Below are 14,748 nucleotides of genomic sequence, written 5' to 3'. Positions count from 1 at the left end.
CTGGATAAACTGAAAACCAGGTTACAAAAAATTCATTGATATTTCATTTTTTATTTGTTTCTATTGAAGATATTTTCATGTATAATAATCAGTAAACTAAGGAGGATAACATGACGGAACCTACACTTGGCAACCCGCAGAATACGATTGAGATTCTGAAGAAGTATAATTTTACATTTCAGAAGAAGTTCGGACAGAACTTTCTGATTGATACGCATGTGCTGGACAAGATTATCGCGGCGGCAGAGATTACGAAGGATGATTTTGTACTGGAGATCGGTCCCGGTATCGGTACGATGACGCAGTATCTGGCGCAGGCAGCAGGCAAGGTGGCAGCAGTGGAGATTGATAAAGCATTGATTCCGATTCTGGGTGACACATTGTCTGCATATGATAATGTTATGATCATTAATGAGGATGTGCTGAAAGTGGACATCCAGAAGCTGGTAGAAGAGGAAAATGGTGGTCGACCGGTAAAAGTGGTGGCGAATCTTCCGTATTACATCACTACACCAATTATCATGGGATTATTCGAGAAGCATGTGCCGATCGAGAGTATTACCGTTATGGTACAGAAGGAAGTGGCAGATCGCATGCAGGTAGGACCGGGCACGAAGGACTACGGCGCATTGTCGCTGGCGGTGCAGTATTATGCGAGTCCATATATCGTGGCAAATGTTCCGCCGAACTGTTTTATGCCGAGACCGAAGGTGGGATCTGCAGTAATCCGTCTGACAACGTATGACAAACCGCCGGTGGAAGTGGACGATGAGAAGCTGATGTTTCGCATTATACGTGCATCCTTTAATCAGCGCCGCAAGACACTGGCGAATGGACTTAAGAATGCGGCGGACCTGGATATTCCAAAGGAACTGATCGCAGAGAGTATTGAGTCATTGGGACACGGACCATCAGTACGAGGTGAGGCACTCACGTTGGAAGAATTTGCGGCACTAAGCAATTACATCAGCAGAGGACTTTAGGCTTAGGAGATATTTGCAATAGAGTTGAGGCAGATATTTGGTAACAGGAGAATAGAGTAAATTGGGAAAGGAAGGGACTTATGAGCAAGTTTGTGACAAAAGATTTGTTTGAGATTACACCGGAAATTGCGCATTTGGCTGCATTGTGCGAGGAAAGTAATGCCATTGACAGGGAACTGTATGGGAAATACGATGTAAAAAGAGGCCTCCGTGATATGAACGGTAAGGGCGTGCTTGCAGGATTGACAAATGTATCGGACGTGCGCGCGAAGAAGATCGTGGATGGCGAGGAAGTTCCTTGTCCCGGCAATCTGTATTACCGAGGTTATAACATTAAGGATCTGGTCAATGGATTCCTGAAGGAAGACCATTATGGATTTGAAGAGATCGCATATCTGCTTCTGTTTGGGGAACTGCCGACCAGACAGGAGCTGGCAGACTTTCAGGTGATGCTGTCTGACAGACGGACGCTTCCGCCAAACTTTGTGCGGGATGTGATCATGAAGCACCGAGCCGTGATATGATGAACAGTCTGTCTCGTTCAATCCTGAGTCTTTACCGCTATGATGCAAAGGCAGATGATACGTCGATTCCGAATGTACTGCGTCAATGCCTGAATCTGATCAGCCAGTTTCCGATGCTGATGGTGTACGGCTATCATGCATATAATTTCCGCAGAGGTCAGGATCTCTTTATCTATGCACCGAGACCGGAGCTGTCCATGGCTGAGAATATCCTGATGATGCTTCGTGAGGATAGACAGTACACGAAGCTGGAGGCGAAGATCCTGGATATGGCGATGGTGCTGCATATGGATCACGGCGGTGGTAATAACTCGACATTTACGACTCATGTGGTTACCTCTTCCGGCACGGATACCTATTCGACGATGACTGCGGCAATGGCATCACTCAAAGGACCAAAGCACGGTGGTGCGAATATCAAGGTAACACAGATGTTTGAGGACATGAAGGGAGTTGTAAAGGACTGGGAGGATGAAGATGAGATCCGCCAGTATCTGTATGACCTGTTGGATAAGAAAGCCTTCGATCAGAAAGGACTGATCTATGGAATGGGACATGCGGTATATTCTATTTCGGATCCAAGAGCAGAGATATTCAAAGGCTTTGTGGAACAGTTAGCAGTGGAAAAAGGTTACGAGAAAGAATATGCGTTGTATTCGAAGGTAGAAAGACTGGCACCGGAAGTGATTGGAGAACGACGCAGAATGTACAAAGGTGTTAATGCCAATGTTGACTTCTACAGTGGTCTGGTATATCAGATGCTGAATCTGCCACAGGCATTGTATACACCGATATTTGCAGCAGCGAGAATCGTAGGATGGAGCGCACACCGTCTGGAAGAGCTGAAGAATGTGGATAAGATCATCCGTCCGGCGTATAAAGCACTGGCACCGCACAGAGACTATATCGAGATGGATGACCGGGGGGATGAGGTATGTTAAAGAAGGAATTTTATTTTCCGTCCAGCGATGGACAGACACAGATCCATGTAATTCAGTGGTTCCCGGAAGCAGGAGTGAAAGCGGTGCTGCAGATTTCACATGGAATGGTAGAGTATATTGACCGTTATGATGAATTTGCAAGATATCTGGCAGAGCGTGGATTCTGTGTAGTTGGACACGACCATCTGGGACATGGAAAGTCGGTACAGTCACAGGAATATCTTGGATATTTTCATGAAGAAAAAGGGAATCAGTATGTGATCTCGGATATACACAGACTACGGAAAATGACCGAAAAAGAGTATCCGGGTGTACCGTATTTTATGATGGGACACAGCATGGGATCATCCTACTCAGACAGTATCTGACCATGCGTGCAGAAGGACTGGCAGGAGCTATTGTCATGGGTACGGGAGATATGCCGTATGTGTTGCTGAAAGCCGGACAGGCAGTCTGCAAGAGCATCTCACTGACGAAGGGCTGGCATCACAGAAGCCATCTGGTGAACCAGCTTGGAATGGGCGGTTATAACCGTCAATTTGAGCCAAGTGACAGCACCAAAGACTGGATTACTTCAGATGACTCTAAGCGGAAGGAATACGAAGCAGACCCGCTTTGCAATTTCGTATTTACTGTAAATGGATATTATCAGATGTTTGAAGGTATGAAAGTACTGACAAGACGCCATGCAATGGATAAGATTCCTGTGGAGCTTCCGGTAATCTTTGTATCCGGTGCAGAGGATCCTGTGGGAAGTAATGGCGTGGGCGTGACCAGAGTATTCCAGAAATACGAAGCACACGGCATGACCGATGTGGAGATGAAGTTATATGCCGGAGACCGGCATGAGATCCTGAATGAGACAGACCGGGAAGAAGTGTACGAAGATCTGTATCGATGGATGGAGAAGAGAATATGAAGGTAAATATAACCAGAGGTTGTGGATTCCACAACCTCTGACTTCTTTTAAGATGGATTATTGCATATGAAATAATTCATGTTCTAACTCATAATCTAAGCAAACAGGAAAACAAAATGGAAGCATATTTAAAATACTGAAAAATATGATGATTACTGAAATCACGATGATAACGTTATTTAATAATCCGGTTTGGCTACAGTGATACTTCCATAACATGATTACAGAGATAACAAGTAAGATCATCCACAATATTATGATTAGGATTCCTTCTTTGTAACTCCATGCGCCCGTTGTTTTTTGCATGAATAATATAAATAAAATATGAATCAGATCCAGTAATAATATCTTGCTTCTATATAACATAATATTCACCTTCGATTCGATAGCTATATGCTTATCTTTACCGAATTTCTGGTAAAAAGTCAATAGTTTTAAAAAGATAAAATCAGTTAATTCCTCCGAACAATGAGATGGCTTTTTTGGCATTCTCGGTCACAGCCTGCATACCGAGCATTGCGATATCCCGGTAATAGATCTCACTGTCGCAGTTGATCTTGCGCACACCGTGCTGGATGACCTGTGTGTAATCGTCTTTGCTGATATCCGGTTCTCCGTTCATAACTAATGGAACAGAAAATTCGGAGCCAGTGTTATTTACGTGTTGTAATGCGCCGTAGGAACATGCCAGTGCGCTGATGCCTGTGGCGTCGATAAAGCCACGCACGGCTTCTGTGACATCCTGTTGAGGGATGCCGGCAGGGGCAACACCTTCGACGGAAGCAAAACGGCGGGATGCCATGTGCACGACCGTCTTGGTATTTTCTATGTTTTCTTCATAAGGAAGGGAAGAACCATCATAGGTAACAGAGCTGAAACCGATGATCAGTGCCTGACGGATGTAGTTGATCGTCATGCCGTGATCCAGATGGACACAGACCGGAACAGAAGCTTTCTCTGCCATATCTACCATAAGTGGACCGATGTTGGCAAGTGGAAGCTTTTTTTCATTTTCCTGTGAGTGCATGATGATGACCGGAAAACGAAGTTCCTGGGCAGCATCGAGAACAGCAGTAAGGTTATCTTCGCTCAGGATGTGGAATGCTCCGATGGCGCATTTATTGGCTTCTGCATAATTCAAGATTTCTTTCAGTGTAACTAACATGTTCCGGTCTCCTTCCTGTGAATACTTTTATCATTTATATATCGATGATGTACGGTCTTTGGACACATATACTATATTTATAATTGCGTGAAAATGCAATAATGGTTTATAATATTGATATTAAATCGAAAATAGGACGAAAAACGTGCAAAAACGATCAATTATAAACAGGAGAGATAAGAATGATACCTTATGAACGGCATGAAGCAATTATGAATCTGTTACGTGAAAAAAAGTATGTCCGGACAGAACAGCTTAGCAAAGCACTCTATGTCAGTGTGGCGACAATCCGGCGGGATCTTACGGAGATGGAAAAGAATGGTTTTCTGCAGCGTGTCAGCGGCGGGGCAAGAGTAATCGAGGAGCCAAAGGACCGACCGGTGGAATACATGGTCGAAGAAAATGTGCGGAAGAAAAAGCATATTGCCAGACTGGCTTCCCGGTATCTGAGGGATGACCAGAGGATCTCCCTGGATGCAGGATCAACGGTGCTTCAGTTGTGTCCGTATTTTGAGCGGTATAATAACCTGAATGTATTGACCAATGGTCTCTATACGGCATTGGAACTGATGAAGATCGATTCGGTAAATGTCCATCTGCTGGGAGGGAATCTGAACAAGATATTGCTGGATACAAAGGGAACAGACACGATGTCACAGATAGGAATGCATCACAGTGACATTGCATTTATCTCCTGCAGAGGGATTACAGCCAGAGGAAGTTTTGATCCAAATGATGATGAGACTGCTGTGAAACGGGCATTTGCGGAGAATTCTACGAAAGTAGTATTGTTTGCAGACAGCAGTAAATTCAATAAAACGTTCCTGAATGTCAGTCTGGGGTATGATGTAATTGATGCGATTATTTCGGATGCACCATTTCCAGAGGACATTCAGGAGGTCTGTAGAAATAAAAATGTAGAAATGTTGTGGTAATTATCGTTCGTATCAGACGAGATTGATCAGTACGACGCCCAGACCGATGATGCCGGTGGCGATGTACTGGCGTTTGTTCAGTGTCTCCCGGAACACCAGGTAGTTAATGATATTTACTAACAGGATCAGGCTGGCACTGTAGGTCGGATAGACGATGTATGCCGGAAGTCTTGATGCGGCTCGCAACAGGAACAGCGTGCAGAGCTGATTCGGGATTCCGACGCCGATACCGATCAGTGCATCCTGCAGGCTCATGCGAGGTTCCTTTTTAAAGAAGAGCAGGATGCTGATCACAAAGGCAGCAAGAAATGTATACAGTACAAAGCAGGTCTGGCTGTCTGCGTTATTATAGCGGCTGAATATTTTGGAGATGGTGTCCAGTGTACCGCCCAGTAAGAAGACCAGGATAAGTCCGACGTTGAAGTCCGGACGCTCGGATCTGTCTCCGCTGTTCATGAAGATGATGGCGAAGATGCAGAGCAGGAGTCCGGCCATCTGTATGATCTGTGGAATCTCATCAAAGAGAAAAATCGACAGGATCGTAGGAATCAGAATGCCCAGTCTGTTAAATGTGGTTGTTAACGGTGCACCGTTTCTCCGTATACTGATCTGGAGCAGTACCAGTGCGGCAAGGAAGCCGATACCATTTACGACACCGGCACCCCAGGTCACTGCATTGCCACTCCAGATCAGAGATTTGTCCTGTAACAGCAAGAGACTTATCAGGCTTCCAGCCAGATAATTCCAGATGTTCAGTGCATAACAGTTGCCGTTATGGTGCTCCGAATAGCGCATCAGAAATGTCATGCACAGATTTGCACAAATGGCAGCAATCAGATAAATCATATATACAGTCTCCCGGAATTAAAGTTTTTCTTCACGCATGAACTGAGCGTTGGTTCCATTGATCGCAAAGAACTCATCAGCTGCACGTTTGCCGATATCATCCGGGCAGTCATTCATCTTAGACATATATTCCATTTCATCTACATTGACCAGCTTCCGGTCTTTCATCACGATCTTACCATTTACAACAGACAGAACAACCTCTTCGCCTCTTGCGCTGTATACGATGTTTGGCACCATATTACGCATTGGATACGTATAGATCGGCAGCATAGACGGATGCATATAATCGATGGCAATAAAGTCTGCGCATTTGCCGACTTCCAGAGAACCGATGGTGTCATCCAGTCCCAGCGCCTGTGCACCTTCGATGGTAGCCATACGGAGTGCTCGCCATGCAGGAAGTACCTCCGGATTGGTGTATTTAATCTTGTTGAACAGAGCAACAGATTTCATTTCGCTGATAATGTTGTGGCAGTTATTGCCCGGTGCCTGGTCAGAACCAAGGGCAACCTTTCCGCCTGCTTCCTGGAATGCTGTTGACGGAGGTACGATACCGTCAATAATGCCGATGGAACCCGGGCATACGATCATGCCGGCACCGCTTCTGGCGATGATCTGGGCTTCTTCGTCGGTACAGTCAGTCAGATGTACAGCGATCAGTGTGCTGTCGAGAAAGTTCAGATCCTGCAGGAACTGGGTCGGACGTTTGCCGTAACGCTGCTCAATCTGGTATGTTTCACGGTCACCCTGTTGGGTATGCATATGGATCTTAGTATGACGTTCTTTAGCAATCTTCTGGATTTTTAACAGCAGTTCCGGACTTACAAAGTCAGCACCCTGTGGTCCGAAAAGTACTTTCATACGTCCACCGTCATAGCCATGCCATTTATCATAGAGGGCAATGTTGGCATTCAGGCTTGCTTCGCCCATAGTATCATCAAATTCATAGAGTTCGCCAGGCTTGTAGACTTTTCTTTTTGCAGAGCGAATCATCAGTGTGACGTTTCCGCGGGTACCGAGCTTGGCAATAAAATTGCAGGATGCATCCATATTGGCTTCATAATCACCCATGGTAGTAGTTCCTGCTTTGGCAGCTTCGATGAGGGCAACAGGACAACCGATGTCTTTTTCAGCCTGTGTGGCAGCATTGTCAAATGGCTGCAGTCCGTACATCATCCAGTTGTTAGTATCCTGAGCCAGTCCACGCATGATATTGCAGCTGGTGTGCATATGAGCATCGATAAATCCAGGCAGCAGAATATGATGGCTCATATCAAGCTGTTCTTCCGCTTCGTACTGGTCAGAGAGTTTGTCAATGTCTACGATGTCGATGATCTTGCTTCCGTCTACGACGAGTGCTTTCTTTTCTTCATAGCCGACACCTTCACCTTTCATGGTGTAAATGTGAGGCGCGGTTACGATCAGATCTACTTTTTTCATGTGTCATGTCCTCCTTAATAAAAATCGCGCGAAGCGGATCAACAGATACCGCCCGCGCGTAAATATACATGTTTGAATAAGTTAGGCTGCAGTAGATGTTACGGCAACTTTTTTCTCGTATTTACTCTTTGTCAGTTTTGTCTCTGCTATAAGTAATACTACTACAAGAACAGCCATCAGTGCAATGCTTGGATAGTACAAATGTGTCAGCCCGCCAAACAGGTAAGAGATGAATGCGGATACACCGATTGTCAGTCCGTAAGGAAGCTGTGTAGATACATGCAGGATGTGGTTACATGATGCTCCTGTAGATGACAGGACGGTTGTATCAGAAATCGGTGAACACTGATCTCCGAACAGACCACCACTGATAACAGCTCCGATTACGTAAGGGAGCGGAATGTTAAATGCAACAGCCATTGGGAATGCGATTGGCATCATGATAGACCATACACCCCATGAAGAACCGGTTGCAAATGAGATCAACGCTCCGAATGCAAATACGATGGCAGGTACCAGACCAGCAGTCAGATGAGCCTCAACAATACCGGCGAGGTAAGTACCAACGCCCATCGTGCTTGTAACGGATCCCATAGACCATGCCATGATCAGGATAAATGGTACGCTGATCAGGTTGGTCATACCCTGGATGAATCCATTAAATCCTGCATTAACATTAAACAGTCCTGTTGCAACGCCTACGATACCGGCTACGATAGAGCCGACCATGAATCCCATGGTAATAGCAAGGGTAATGCTTGCATTCATAAATGCGCCTCTGAGACCATTTGCCCCGATATCTCCAGTGATAAAGATGGTAGCGAAAATGGTGATGAACAGTCCGAGCATTGGAAGCAGGAAGTTGATCAGACGAAGATTGTAATCTTCCGGCAGTTCCACGTCCTTTTCAGGAACCAGTGGAGTCAGTCCTTCCGGAAGAGGCTCGCCTGTCTCGGCACAACGTTTTTCTTCTTCATACATCGGTCCGATATTCAGTCCGAAGATGGCTACTAAGAATACAGCGATCATAGCGAAGAGACTGTACATATTGAACGGGAACATCTTAATGTACAAGCCCCATTCATTTCCCTTCAGCCCTGCAGCTGCAAGTTCAGTAGCGATCAGACCTGAGATAAAAGGTCCGTAACTGCTGATCGGTGAGAAGGAAGCCAGGTTGCATCCAAGAGAGTCAAGCATGTAAGAAAGTTTTGCTCTGGATACACGTACACGGTCTGTGATCGGACGCATGATCGTTCCGAGGATCAGGCAAGGCTCAGTGTAGCAGAAGATAAATGCGCTGAGAGCGGTGATAACCTGACCTTTTTTCTGTGTGTTGATAGATTTGGTAACCAGCTTTGCAAATGCTTCAGCGGCTCCGGTAATCTTCAGCATGTAAGCAAATCCACCAGCCATGGTAACCAGAACCAGAAGTCCGGCGTTGTATTCGCTTGCAATAGATGGAATCATATATTCGCTGATAATAGCGGTGAATCCTGCAATCGGATTCCATCCTTTGATAATTGTCGCACCAAGCCATACAGCAATAAACAGGGATGGCAGTGTCTGTTTGGTCTTCAGTGCCAGTACAATCGCGATGATTGGCGGCAGAAGGCAGATAATTCCGTATTCCATAATAATTCCTCCAAATCCTTAGATAATGAATAACAACCATCAATAATAAACTATGTCGGTAATTATGCACTTCATTATACAGAAAGTCAATAGTCTTATGCAAAAAATACAATTTTATGCATAAATATGCATTAACAGCCTGCGTAAATGCATAATGGCGTTTCAATATAAATTGAAACGCCATCGTTAGAATTCATTATAATAACTTTGTTATAAAAGTTCAAGAGTTTTTTAAAAATTATTACCTCTGTCAGCTGCAGCCTTGATGCATTCCATAACAGCACCACGCATACCGCCTGTTTCCAGCTTCTCGCATCCTTCGATGGTGGTTCCTGCCGGAGAAGTTACCATGTCCTTGATCTGTCCAGGGTGAAGTCCTTTTTCAAGGATCATCTTGGAAGTTCCGAGGCAGGTCTGTGCAGCCAGCCTGTAAGCTGTTGCACGAGGAAGTCCCTGTTTTACACCGCCATCAGCCAGTGCTTCGATAAACATAGCTGCATAAGCCGGACCGCCGCCGCTGAGTGCGCATACAGCATTGATCAGGTGTTCAGGAACCATTTCTACGATACCGATTGTTTCATATAATGTCTTAGCTGCTGTAAGTTCATCCTCTTTCAGGTCATTGTCTGAGCACAGTGCAAATGCTCCTTCGTATACCATAGCCGGAGTGTTTGGCATGATACGCAGGATGCGAGGGGTTCCGTCAGTCATACTCTGCAGCTTCTCGACAGATGTTCCTGCAACGATAGACATGAGAGCCTTACCGTCCAGAGATTTCTCGCACATAGCCAGTGCTTCTGCTGCGTTCTGAGGCTTTACAGCAAGCAGGATAAGTTCTGATTTGTCACATACCTCAGCGTCATTGGCAGCAACGGTAACACCCCATCCGGCAGCCTTTTCACGCATCTTCGGGTTGATGTCGTATACATAGACATTTTCCTTGGCGATAACGCCGCTTTCGAGTGCACCATAAAGGATTGCACCGCCCATATTGCCACATCCGATAATTCCAAGTTTCTTTGTAATCATTTCGATCACCAGTCCTTTCTTATCTTATATATATGATGTTGGGGTCAAAAGCTCCAACTATGATGCCTGCGGATTGTTCCGTGCTATGCACTCCCACAATCCTCCCAATTATTCGCATATCGTGGGATTAACATCCCACTTTTAGGCTCATATTGGGGCGGGTCCCAAGGTCTTTCATCCACTTATGAGCGAGCTCATGTGGATTTAGACCTTTTGACCCTGGCATCTATATATTAAATTTATTCGTGTGTATTGTGCCATTCCCAGGCTTTTTCGATGGCGCCCGGGGTCTCCATCAGGAGCTTTGTACCTTCTGCCATACATCTGGCGGCATAAAGCATACCTTTGTGGCCAATGCTCATGCCGGCTTGTTTGGCGGCAGCCCAGTGATGGAGCGGCGTGTCCTTGCACATGGTCGCTGCACTGATTGTGATCAGTGGAATTGTATGGCTGACCTGTGAAGCGTCCGTACCGATAGAAATCGGCACCGGAGCATTTTCTAACGGTTCCAGTTCGGTAAAGTATACGCCGTGGTTCTCGAAACCGGCTTCTTTACTGAGATCTGCTGCAAATTTAAGTTCTTCATCGGTGTATTCAGGCACCGGAATGCGTGTCATAGCATCGTAGTAGAGTTCTGCCAGCACGCGGTTTACTTTCATTTCCTTGCAGCTCTTGACCAGCTCAATGTCTACGGTCGTGCCGGTCATCAGCGCAGCACCTCTTGCACAGTCGTCTACCCGGCGACTGGCGTCCTCGGTGCGGGAACGCTTGGCAGAGCGGATAAAGTAATTCGTCTTAGCAATGTCCGGGACTACATTTGCCGGAATGCCATTGTCCAGATATGCATAATGCATGCGCACATCGTCAGAGACATGCTCGCGCAGATAATTGACTCCGATATTCATCAGTTCCGCAGCATCCAGTGCGCTCCGTCCATTTTCCGGTGACTTGGAAGCATGGGCGCTGATGCCGTGGAAGGTGTAATTCTTAATGTCCTGGGACTGCCAGATGTCATTGCTGATGCGGTTGCGGTCAAATGGATGCCACATGACGCCCACATCCAGCTCATCGAAGACACTGGCGGCATTCATGACAATCTTACCGGACATGATCTCTTCGGCAGGACAGCCGTACACAATGATTGTTCCCTGTGCGCCGGAAGCAGTCATATCTTCTTTGAGAGCGCAGGCAGCAGCGCAGACCGCAGTTCCGAGAAGGTTATGTCCGCAGGCGTGACCGATCTCCGGCAGTGCATCGTATTCTGCCAGAAATCCAAGCATTGGCTTGCCGGAACCCCAGACAGCGGTAAATGCAGTGTCGATGCCAGCTGTTTTCCAGGTTACCCGGAATCCCTGCGTTTCCAGAAAGTTCGCCAACCGTTTGGATGAATACGTCTCCTGATAAGCGGTCTCCGGATGACAGAAAATATCACTGGCAATGTGGATCAGTTCTTTCTTATTAGTAGTAAGCCAGTTTTTAATAAGATTCATAAAAATAATTCCTTTCGCATAGATATAATAATGTCAGTTTCCATGGACAAGCTACACTTCAAATGGATAGATCTCATCCAATGAGATGGTATCCAACACATCCAGATATTCCTGACCGAAGGTATCCACATACTCGGCAAGAGCCAGTGTGACGGCTTTCTCTCCGGCAGCGCCTAACTGTTTGGTCAGGACGCGGGTAATGGTGTGCATCAGATGTGCTGTATGGAAATTGAAATCTTTCATGCAGGATGTGCCAAGTTCCTTTTTCTTAGCGGCAAGAGCTTCATTGTCCTCAGCAGATAACGGATGCCCCCAGTCGAATTTACAGCAGTCACCGCCCCAGCTCATAGAAGTGCTGATCGGTGTACATGTAAAATCCGGTCGGAATCCCTGATAGACAGCATTGTCAACATTGACACAGTAGTATTTGCCGTATTCGGTAATGTGGTGCTTCTGCCAGGCTTCACACCAGGCGCATTTGGAAATGTAGGTCTGCAGTGTCGGCTCCGTACAGAGCTGGCCAAATTCCATCTGTCCCGGGTAGTCAGGCTTCCACTCGCCGTAAGCCTGATTCGTCATGGTATTCAGCGGATCCCCGTGTGTCTGTGCATTAAGAGCCATGCGTCGTCCCCGTTCTTTACCATATTTGGTCATGGCATCCAGAATGGCGTCCTTTCCGCGATTGCCGCAGAGGCGGATTGCATGTTTGGATAGAAAGGCAAACATCATCGCATGGTGTTCAATCTGACAGACTGTATGAGACGTATTCATAATAATTACCTCCATAAGTATCATAGTCGGGGCTTCTGCCCATTAGCATGATTCAATAACAGTAGTATAGCATACATGAGAGAGTGTGACATCATGTTATTACGTGCTTTTTGATTGCCTGACACTTGTAAACATGGTATATTATAATTAGATTTTTGTCATATTGAACAAAAAATTATAGAAATAAAAAGCTGGGAGTGGTGAAAATGTATCAGAAAGAATATGAACGCTGGCTGAATACAGATCTGGAAGACGCGGATCTGAGACCGGAATTAGCGGGAATTGAAGGTAATGATGATGAGATCAAGGAGCGTTTTGCACTGGCATTGAAGTTCGGAACAGCCGGACTTCGTGGTGTGTTGGGAGCAGGAACGAACCGTATGAATATTTATGTAGTACGTCAGGCAACACAGGGACTGGCTAACTGGGTAAAGACACAGGGTGGAAGCCAGACGGTAGCAATCAGCTACGACAGTCGTCTGAAGAGTGATGTATTTGCCAAGACTGCAGCAGGAGTGCTGGCAGCCAATGACATTCAGGTAAGAATCTACGACGCACTGATGCCGGTACCGGCTCTGTCATTTGCAACACGTTATTATAAGTGTAATGCAGGTGTTATGGTGACAGCGTCCCACAATCCTGCCAAGTATAACGGATATAAGGCTTACGGACCGGACGGATGCCAGCTGACTGATGATGCGGCAGCAGTAGTATATGAAGAGATCCAGAAGACGGACGTGCTGACAGGTGCCAAATACATGTCATTTGCAGAAGGTGTAGAAAAAGGTCTGATTCATTTCGTAGGAGATGACTGTAAGAAAGCACTTTATGATGCAATCGAGTCCAGACAGGTTCGTCCGGGTCTGTGCAAGACAGCCGGACTGAAGCTTGTATACAGCCCGTTGAATGGTTCGGGATTAGTGCCGGTAACACAGGTATTAAAGGATATCGGCGTGACAGATATTACTATCGTGCCGGAACAGGAATATCCAAATGGATACTTCACCACATGCAGCTACCCTAACCCGGAGATCTTTGAGGCTCTGGAACTGGGACTGAATCTTGCAAAGGAAAAGGGCGCAGATCTGATGCTCGCTACAGACCCGGATGCAGACCGTGTAGGTATCGCGATGAAGTGCCCGGATGGATCTTATGAGCTGGTAAGTGGCAATGAAGTAGGTGTACTGCTTCTGGATTACATCTGTGCAGGACGTATTGAGAAGGGGACGATGCCGGAGAACCCAGTAGCAGTGAAGTCTATCGTATCCACACCACTGGCTGATGCAGTGGCTAAGCATTACGACGTAGAGCTTCGCAATGTACTGACAGGATTTAAATGGATCGGTGATCAGATCGCCAAGCTGGAAGCTGACGGAGAAGTAGACCGTTTTATCTTCGGATTTGAGGAAAGCTACGGATATCTGGCAGGACCATATGTACGAGATAAGGATGCCGTAATCGGATCTATGTTGATCTGCGAGATGGCAGCATATTATAGAAGTATCGGAAGTTCTCTGAAACAGAGAATGGAAGAGATCTACAGTGAGTACGGACGTTACCTGAACAAGGTAGACAGCTTCGAGTTCCCGGGACTTACCGGTATGGATAAGATGGCGTCTATTATGCAGGGACTCCGTGATAACCCGCCGACAGAGATCGGAGGCGTGAAGGTAGTCAAAGCTACCGATTACAAGAAGACGGAAGAGACCGGACTTCCGGCAGCTAATGTACTGATCTATAGCATGGAAGACGGAGCAACCGTAATCGTGCGTCCGTCCGGTACAGAGCCAAAGATCAAGACATACTTCACCACACTTGGTAAAGATCTGGCAGAAGCTCAGGCAAAGAAAGATCAGTTGGCAGAAGGACTGAAACCGATTCTTGCATAAAGACAGATAATAGTAACATTAGAAAACACCCTGACGACACAGAGCATATCGCTTTGCGTTGTCAGGGTATCTTTGTATGCCTATACAATAAAACCACCTGCTATGCTGGTGGTTCCCCTTACGGCTTTAGCCCTAGATAAGAAAACCTCCAATGATATAATAAGTGTGGGTCCTAAACCGC

Annotated in this window: 10 protein-coding genes and 2 pseudogenes; 5 read left to right on the top strand and 7 right to left on the bottom strand. The window is 46.2% G+C overall.

The genetic code is table 11. The features are described from left to right. Positions 1-110 precede the first annotated feature (110 nt). The 3 genes and pseudogenes from rsmA to DXA18_RS17500 all read left to right on the top strand — a co-directional run bounded on the left by rsmA (position 111) and on the right by DXA18_RS17500 (position 3,367). Positions 111-983 carry a 16S rRNA (adenine(1518)-N(6)/adenine(1519)-N(6))-dimethyltransferase RsmA gene (rsmA, locus tag DXA18_RS13050; RefSeq protein WP_118384261.1) on the top strand — a complete coding sequence of 291 codons (873 nt, stop codon included), beginning with the start codon at positions 111-113 and terminating at the stop codon, positions 981-983. Positions 984-1,063: 80 nt separating this feature from the next. Next, positions 1,064-2,448, top strand: a pseudogene (locus DXA18_RS13045) (citrate/2-methylcitrate synthase). Further along, positions 2,442-3,367 (top strand): annotated as a pseudogene (locus DXA18_RS17500) (alpha/beta fold hydrolase). Before DXA18_RS13045 ends, DXA18_RS17500 begins: the two co-directional pseudogenes overlap by 7 nt. Positions 3,368-3,815: 448 nt before the next feature. On the opposite strand, the gene DXA18_RS13030 reads toward DXA18_RS17500, so the two are convergent. Continuing rightward, positions 3,816-4,532 (bottom strand): class II fructose-bisphosphate aldolase, encoded by a 717-nt coding sequence (locus DXA18_RS13030; protein WP_118384259.1) that lies wholly within the window; start codon positions 4,530-4,532, stop codon positions 3,816-3,818. 182 nt (positions 4,533-4,714) lie between these two features. On the opposite strand from DXA18_RS13030, the gene DXA18_RS13025 reads away from it, so the two are divergent. Next, positions 4,715-5,467 (top strand): DeoR/GlpR family DNA-binding transcription regulator, encoded by a 753-nt coding sequence (locus tag DXA18_RS13025; protein WP_118384258.1) that lies wholly within the window; start codon positions 4,715-4,717, stop codon positions 5,465-5,467. A 12-nt stretch (positions 5,468-5,479) separates the two neighbouring features. Here DXA18_RS13025 and DXA18_RS13020 read toward each other — a convergent pair whose 3' ends face one another. From DXA18_RS13020 to DXA18_RS12990, 6 genes are all read right to left on the bottom strand, one after another. After that, the gene (locus DXA18_RS13020) at positions 5,480-6,313 is read right to left on the bottom strand and encodes a DMT family transporter (RefSeq protein WP_118384257.1); all 834 of its coding nucleotides are present in this window, start codon (positions 6,311-6,313) and stop codon (positions 5,480-5,482) included. A gap of 18 nt (positions 6,314-6,331) precedes the next feature. Beyond that, entirely contained in the window at positions 6,332-7,756 is a 1,425-nt protein-coding gene (locus DXA18_RS13015; protein ID WP_118384256.1) for an amidohydrolase family protein, read from the bottom strand. Positions 7,757-7,837: 81 nt separating this feature from the next. Further along, positions 7,838-9,388, bottom strand: coding sequence for a Na+/H+ antiporter NhaC family protein (locus DXA18_RS13010; RefSeq protein ID WP_243007131.1), 1,551 nt, complete (start codon positions 9,386-9,388; stop codon positions 7,838-7,840). Positions 9,389-9,619: 231 nt separating this feature from the next. Next, on the bottom strand, positions 9,620-10,417 hold the full coding sequence (proC, locus tag DXA18_RS13005; protein ID WP_118384254.1) for a pyrroline-5-carboxylate reductase: 798 nt from the start codon (positions 10,415-10,417) through the stop codon (positions 9,620-9,622). Positions 10,418-10,656: 239 nt separating this feature from the next. Further along, on the bottom strand, positions 10,657-11,907 hold the full coding sequence (locus DXA18_RS12995; RefSeq protein WP_118384252.1) for an amidohydrolase: 1,251 nt from the start codon (positions 11,905-11,907) through the stop codon (positions 10,657-10,659). Between the two features lie 51 nt (positions 11,908-11,958). Then, positions 11,959-12,678 (bottom strand): L-2-amino-thiazoline-4-carboxylic acid hydrolase, encoded by a 720-nt coding sequence (locus DXA18_RS12990; protein WP_118384251.1) that lies wholly within the window; start codon positions 12,676-12,678, stop codon positions 11,959-11,961. Positions 12,679-12,884: 206 nt separating this feature from the next. On the opposite strand from DXA18_RS12990, the gene DXA18_RS12985 reads away from it, so the two are divergent. Then, positions 12,885-14,567: a phospho-sugar mutase gene (locus DXA18_RS12985; protein ID WP_118384250.1), complete on the top strand. Its 1,683-nt coding sequence runs from the start codon at positions 12,885-12,887 to the stop codon at positions 14,565-14,567. Positions 14,568-14,748 lie beyond the last annotated feature (181 nt).

Source organism: Dorea sp. AM58-8, assembly GCF_003464045.1.
Taxonomy (GTDB): Bacteria; Bacillota; Clostridia; order Lachnospirales; family Lachnospiraceae; genus Claveliimonas; species Claveliimonas ammoniilytica.
Note: the sequence above shows the minus strand (reverse complement) of the source record. Positions and strands in the feature narration are given on the sequence as shown.

What these genes read in the sequence shown, in the direction of transcription:
- DXA18_RS12985 (WP_118384250.1), top strand. Translation starts at nt 12,885, where the DNA reads ATGTATCAGAAAGAATATGAACGCTGGCTGAATACAGATCTGGAAGAC.
- DXA18_RS13010 (WP_243007131.1), bottom strand. Translation starts at nt 9,388, where the DNA reads ATGGAATACGGAATTATCTGCCTTCTGCCGCCAATCATCGCGATTGTA.
- DXA18_RS12990 (WP_118384251.1), bottom strand. Translation starts at nt 12,678, where the DNA reads ATGAATACGTCTCATACAGTCTGTCAGATTGAACACCATGCGATGATG.
- proC (WP_118384254.1), bottom strand. Translation starts at nt 10,417, where the DNA reads ATGATTACAAAGAAACTTGGAATTATCGGATGTGGCAATATGGGCGGT.
- DXA18_RS13015 (WP_118384256.1), bottom strand. Translation starts at nt 7,756, where the DNA reads ATGAAAAAAGTAGATCTGATCGTAACCGCGCCTCACATTTACACCATG.
- DXA18_RS13025 (WP_118384258.1), top strand. Translation starts at nt 4,715, where the DNA reads ATGATACCTTATGAACGGCATGAAGCAATTATGAATCTGTTACGTGAA.
- DXA18_RS13030 (WP_118384259.1), bottom strand. Translation starts at nt 4,532, where the DNA reads ATGTTAGTTACACTGAAAGAAATCTTGAATTATGCAGAAGCCAATAAA.
- DXA18_RS12995 (WP_118384252.1), bottom strand. Translation starts at nt 11,907, where the DNA reads ATGAATCTTATTAAAAACTGGCTTACTACTAATAAGAAAGAACTGATC.
- rsmA (WP_118384261.1), top strand. Translation starts at nt 111, where the DNA reads ATGACGGAACCTACACTTGGCAACCCGCAGAATACGATTGAGATTCTG.
- DXA18_RS13020 (WP_118384257.1), bottom strand. Translation starts at nt 6,313, where the DNA reads ATGATTTATCTGATTGCTGCCATTTGTGCAAATCTGTGCATGACATTT.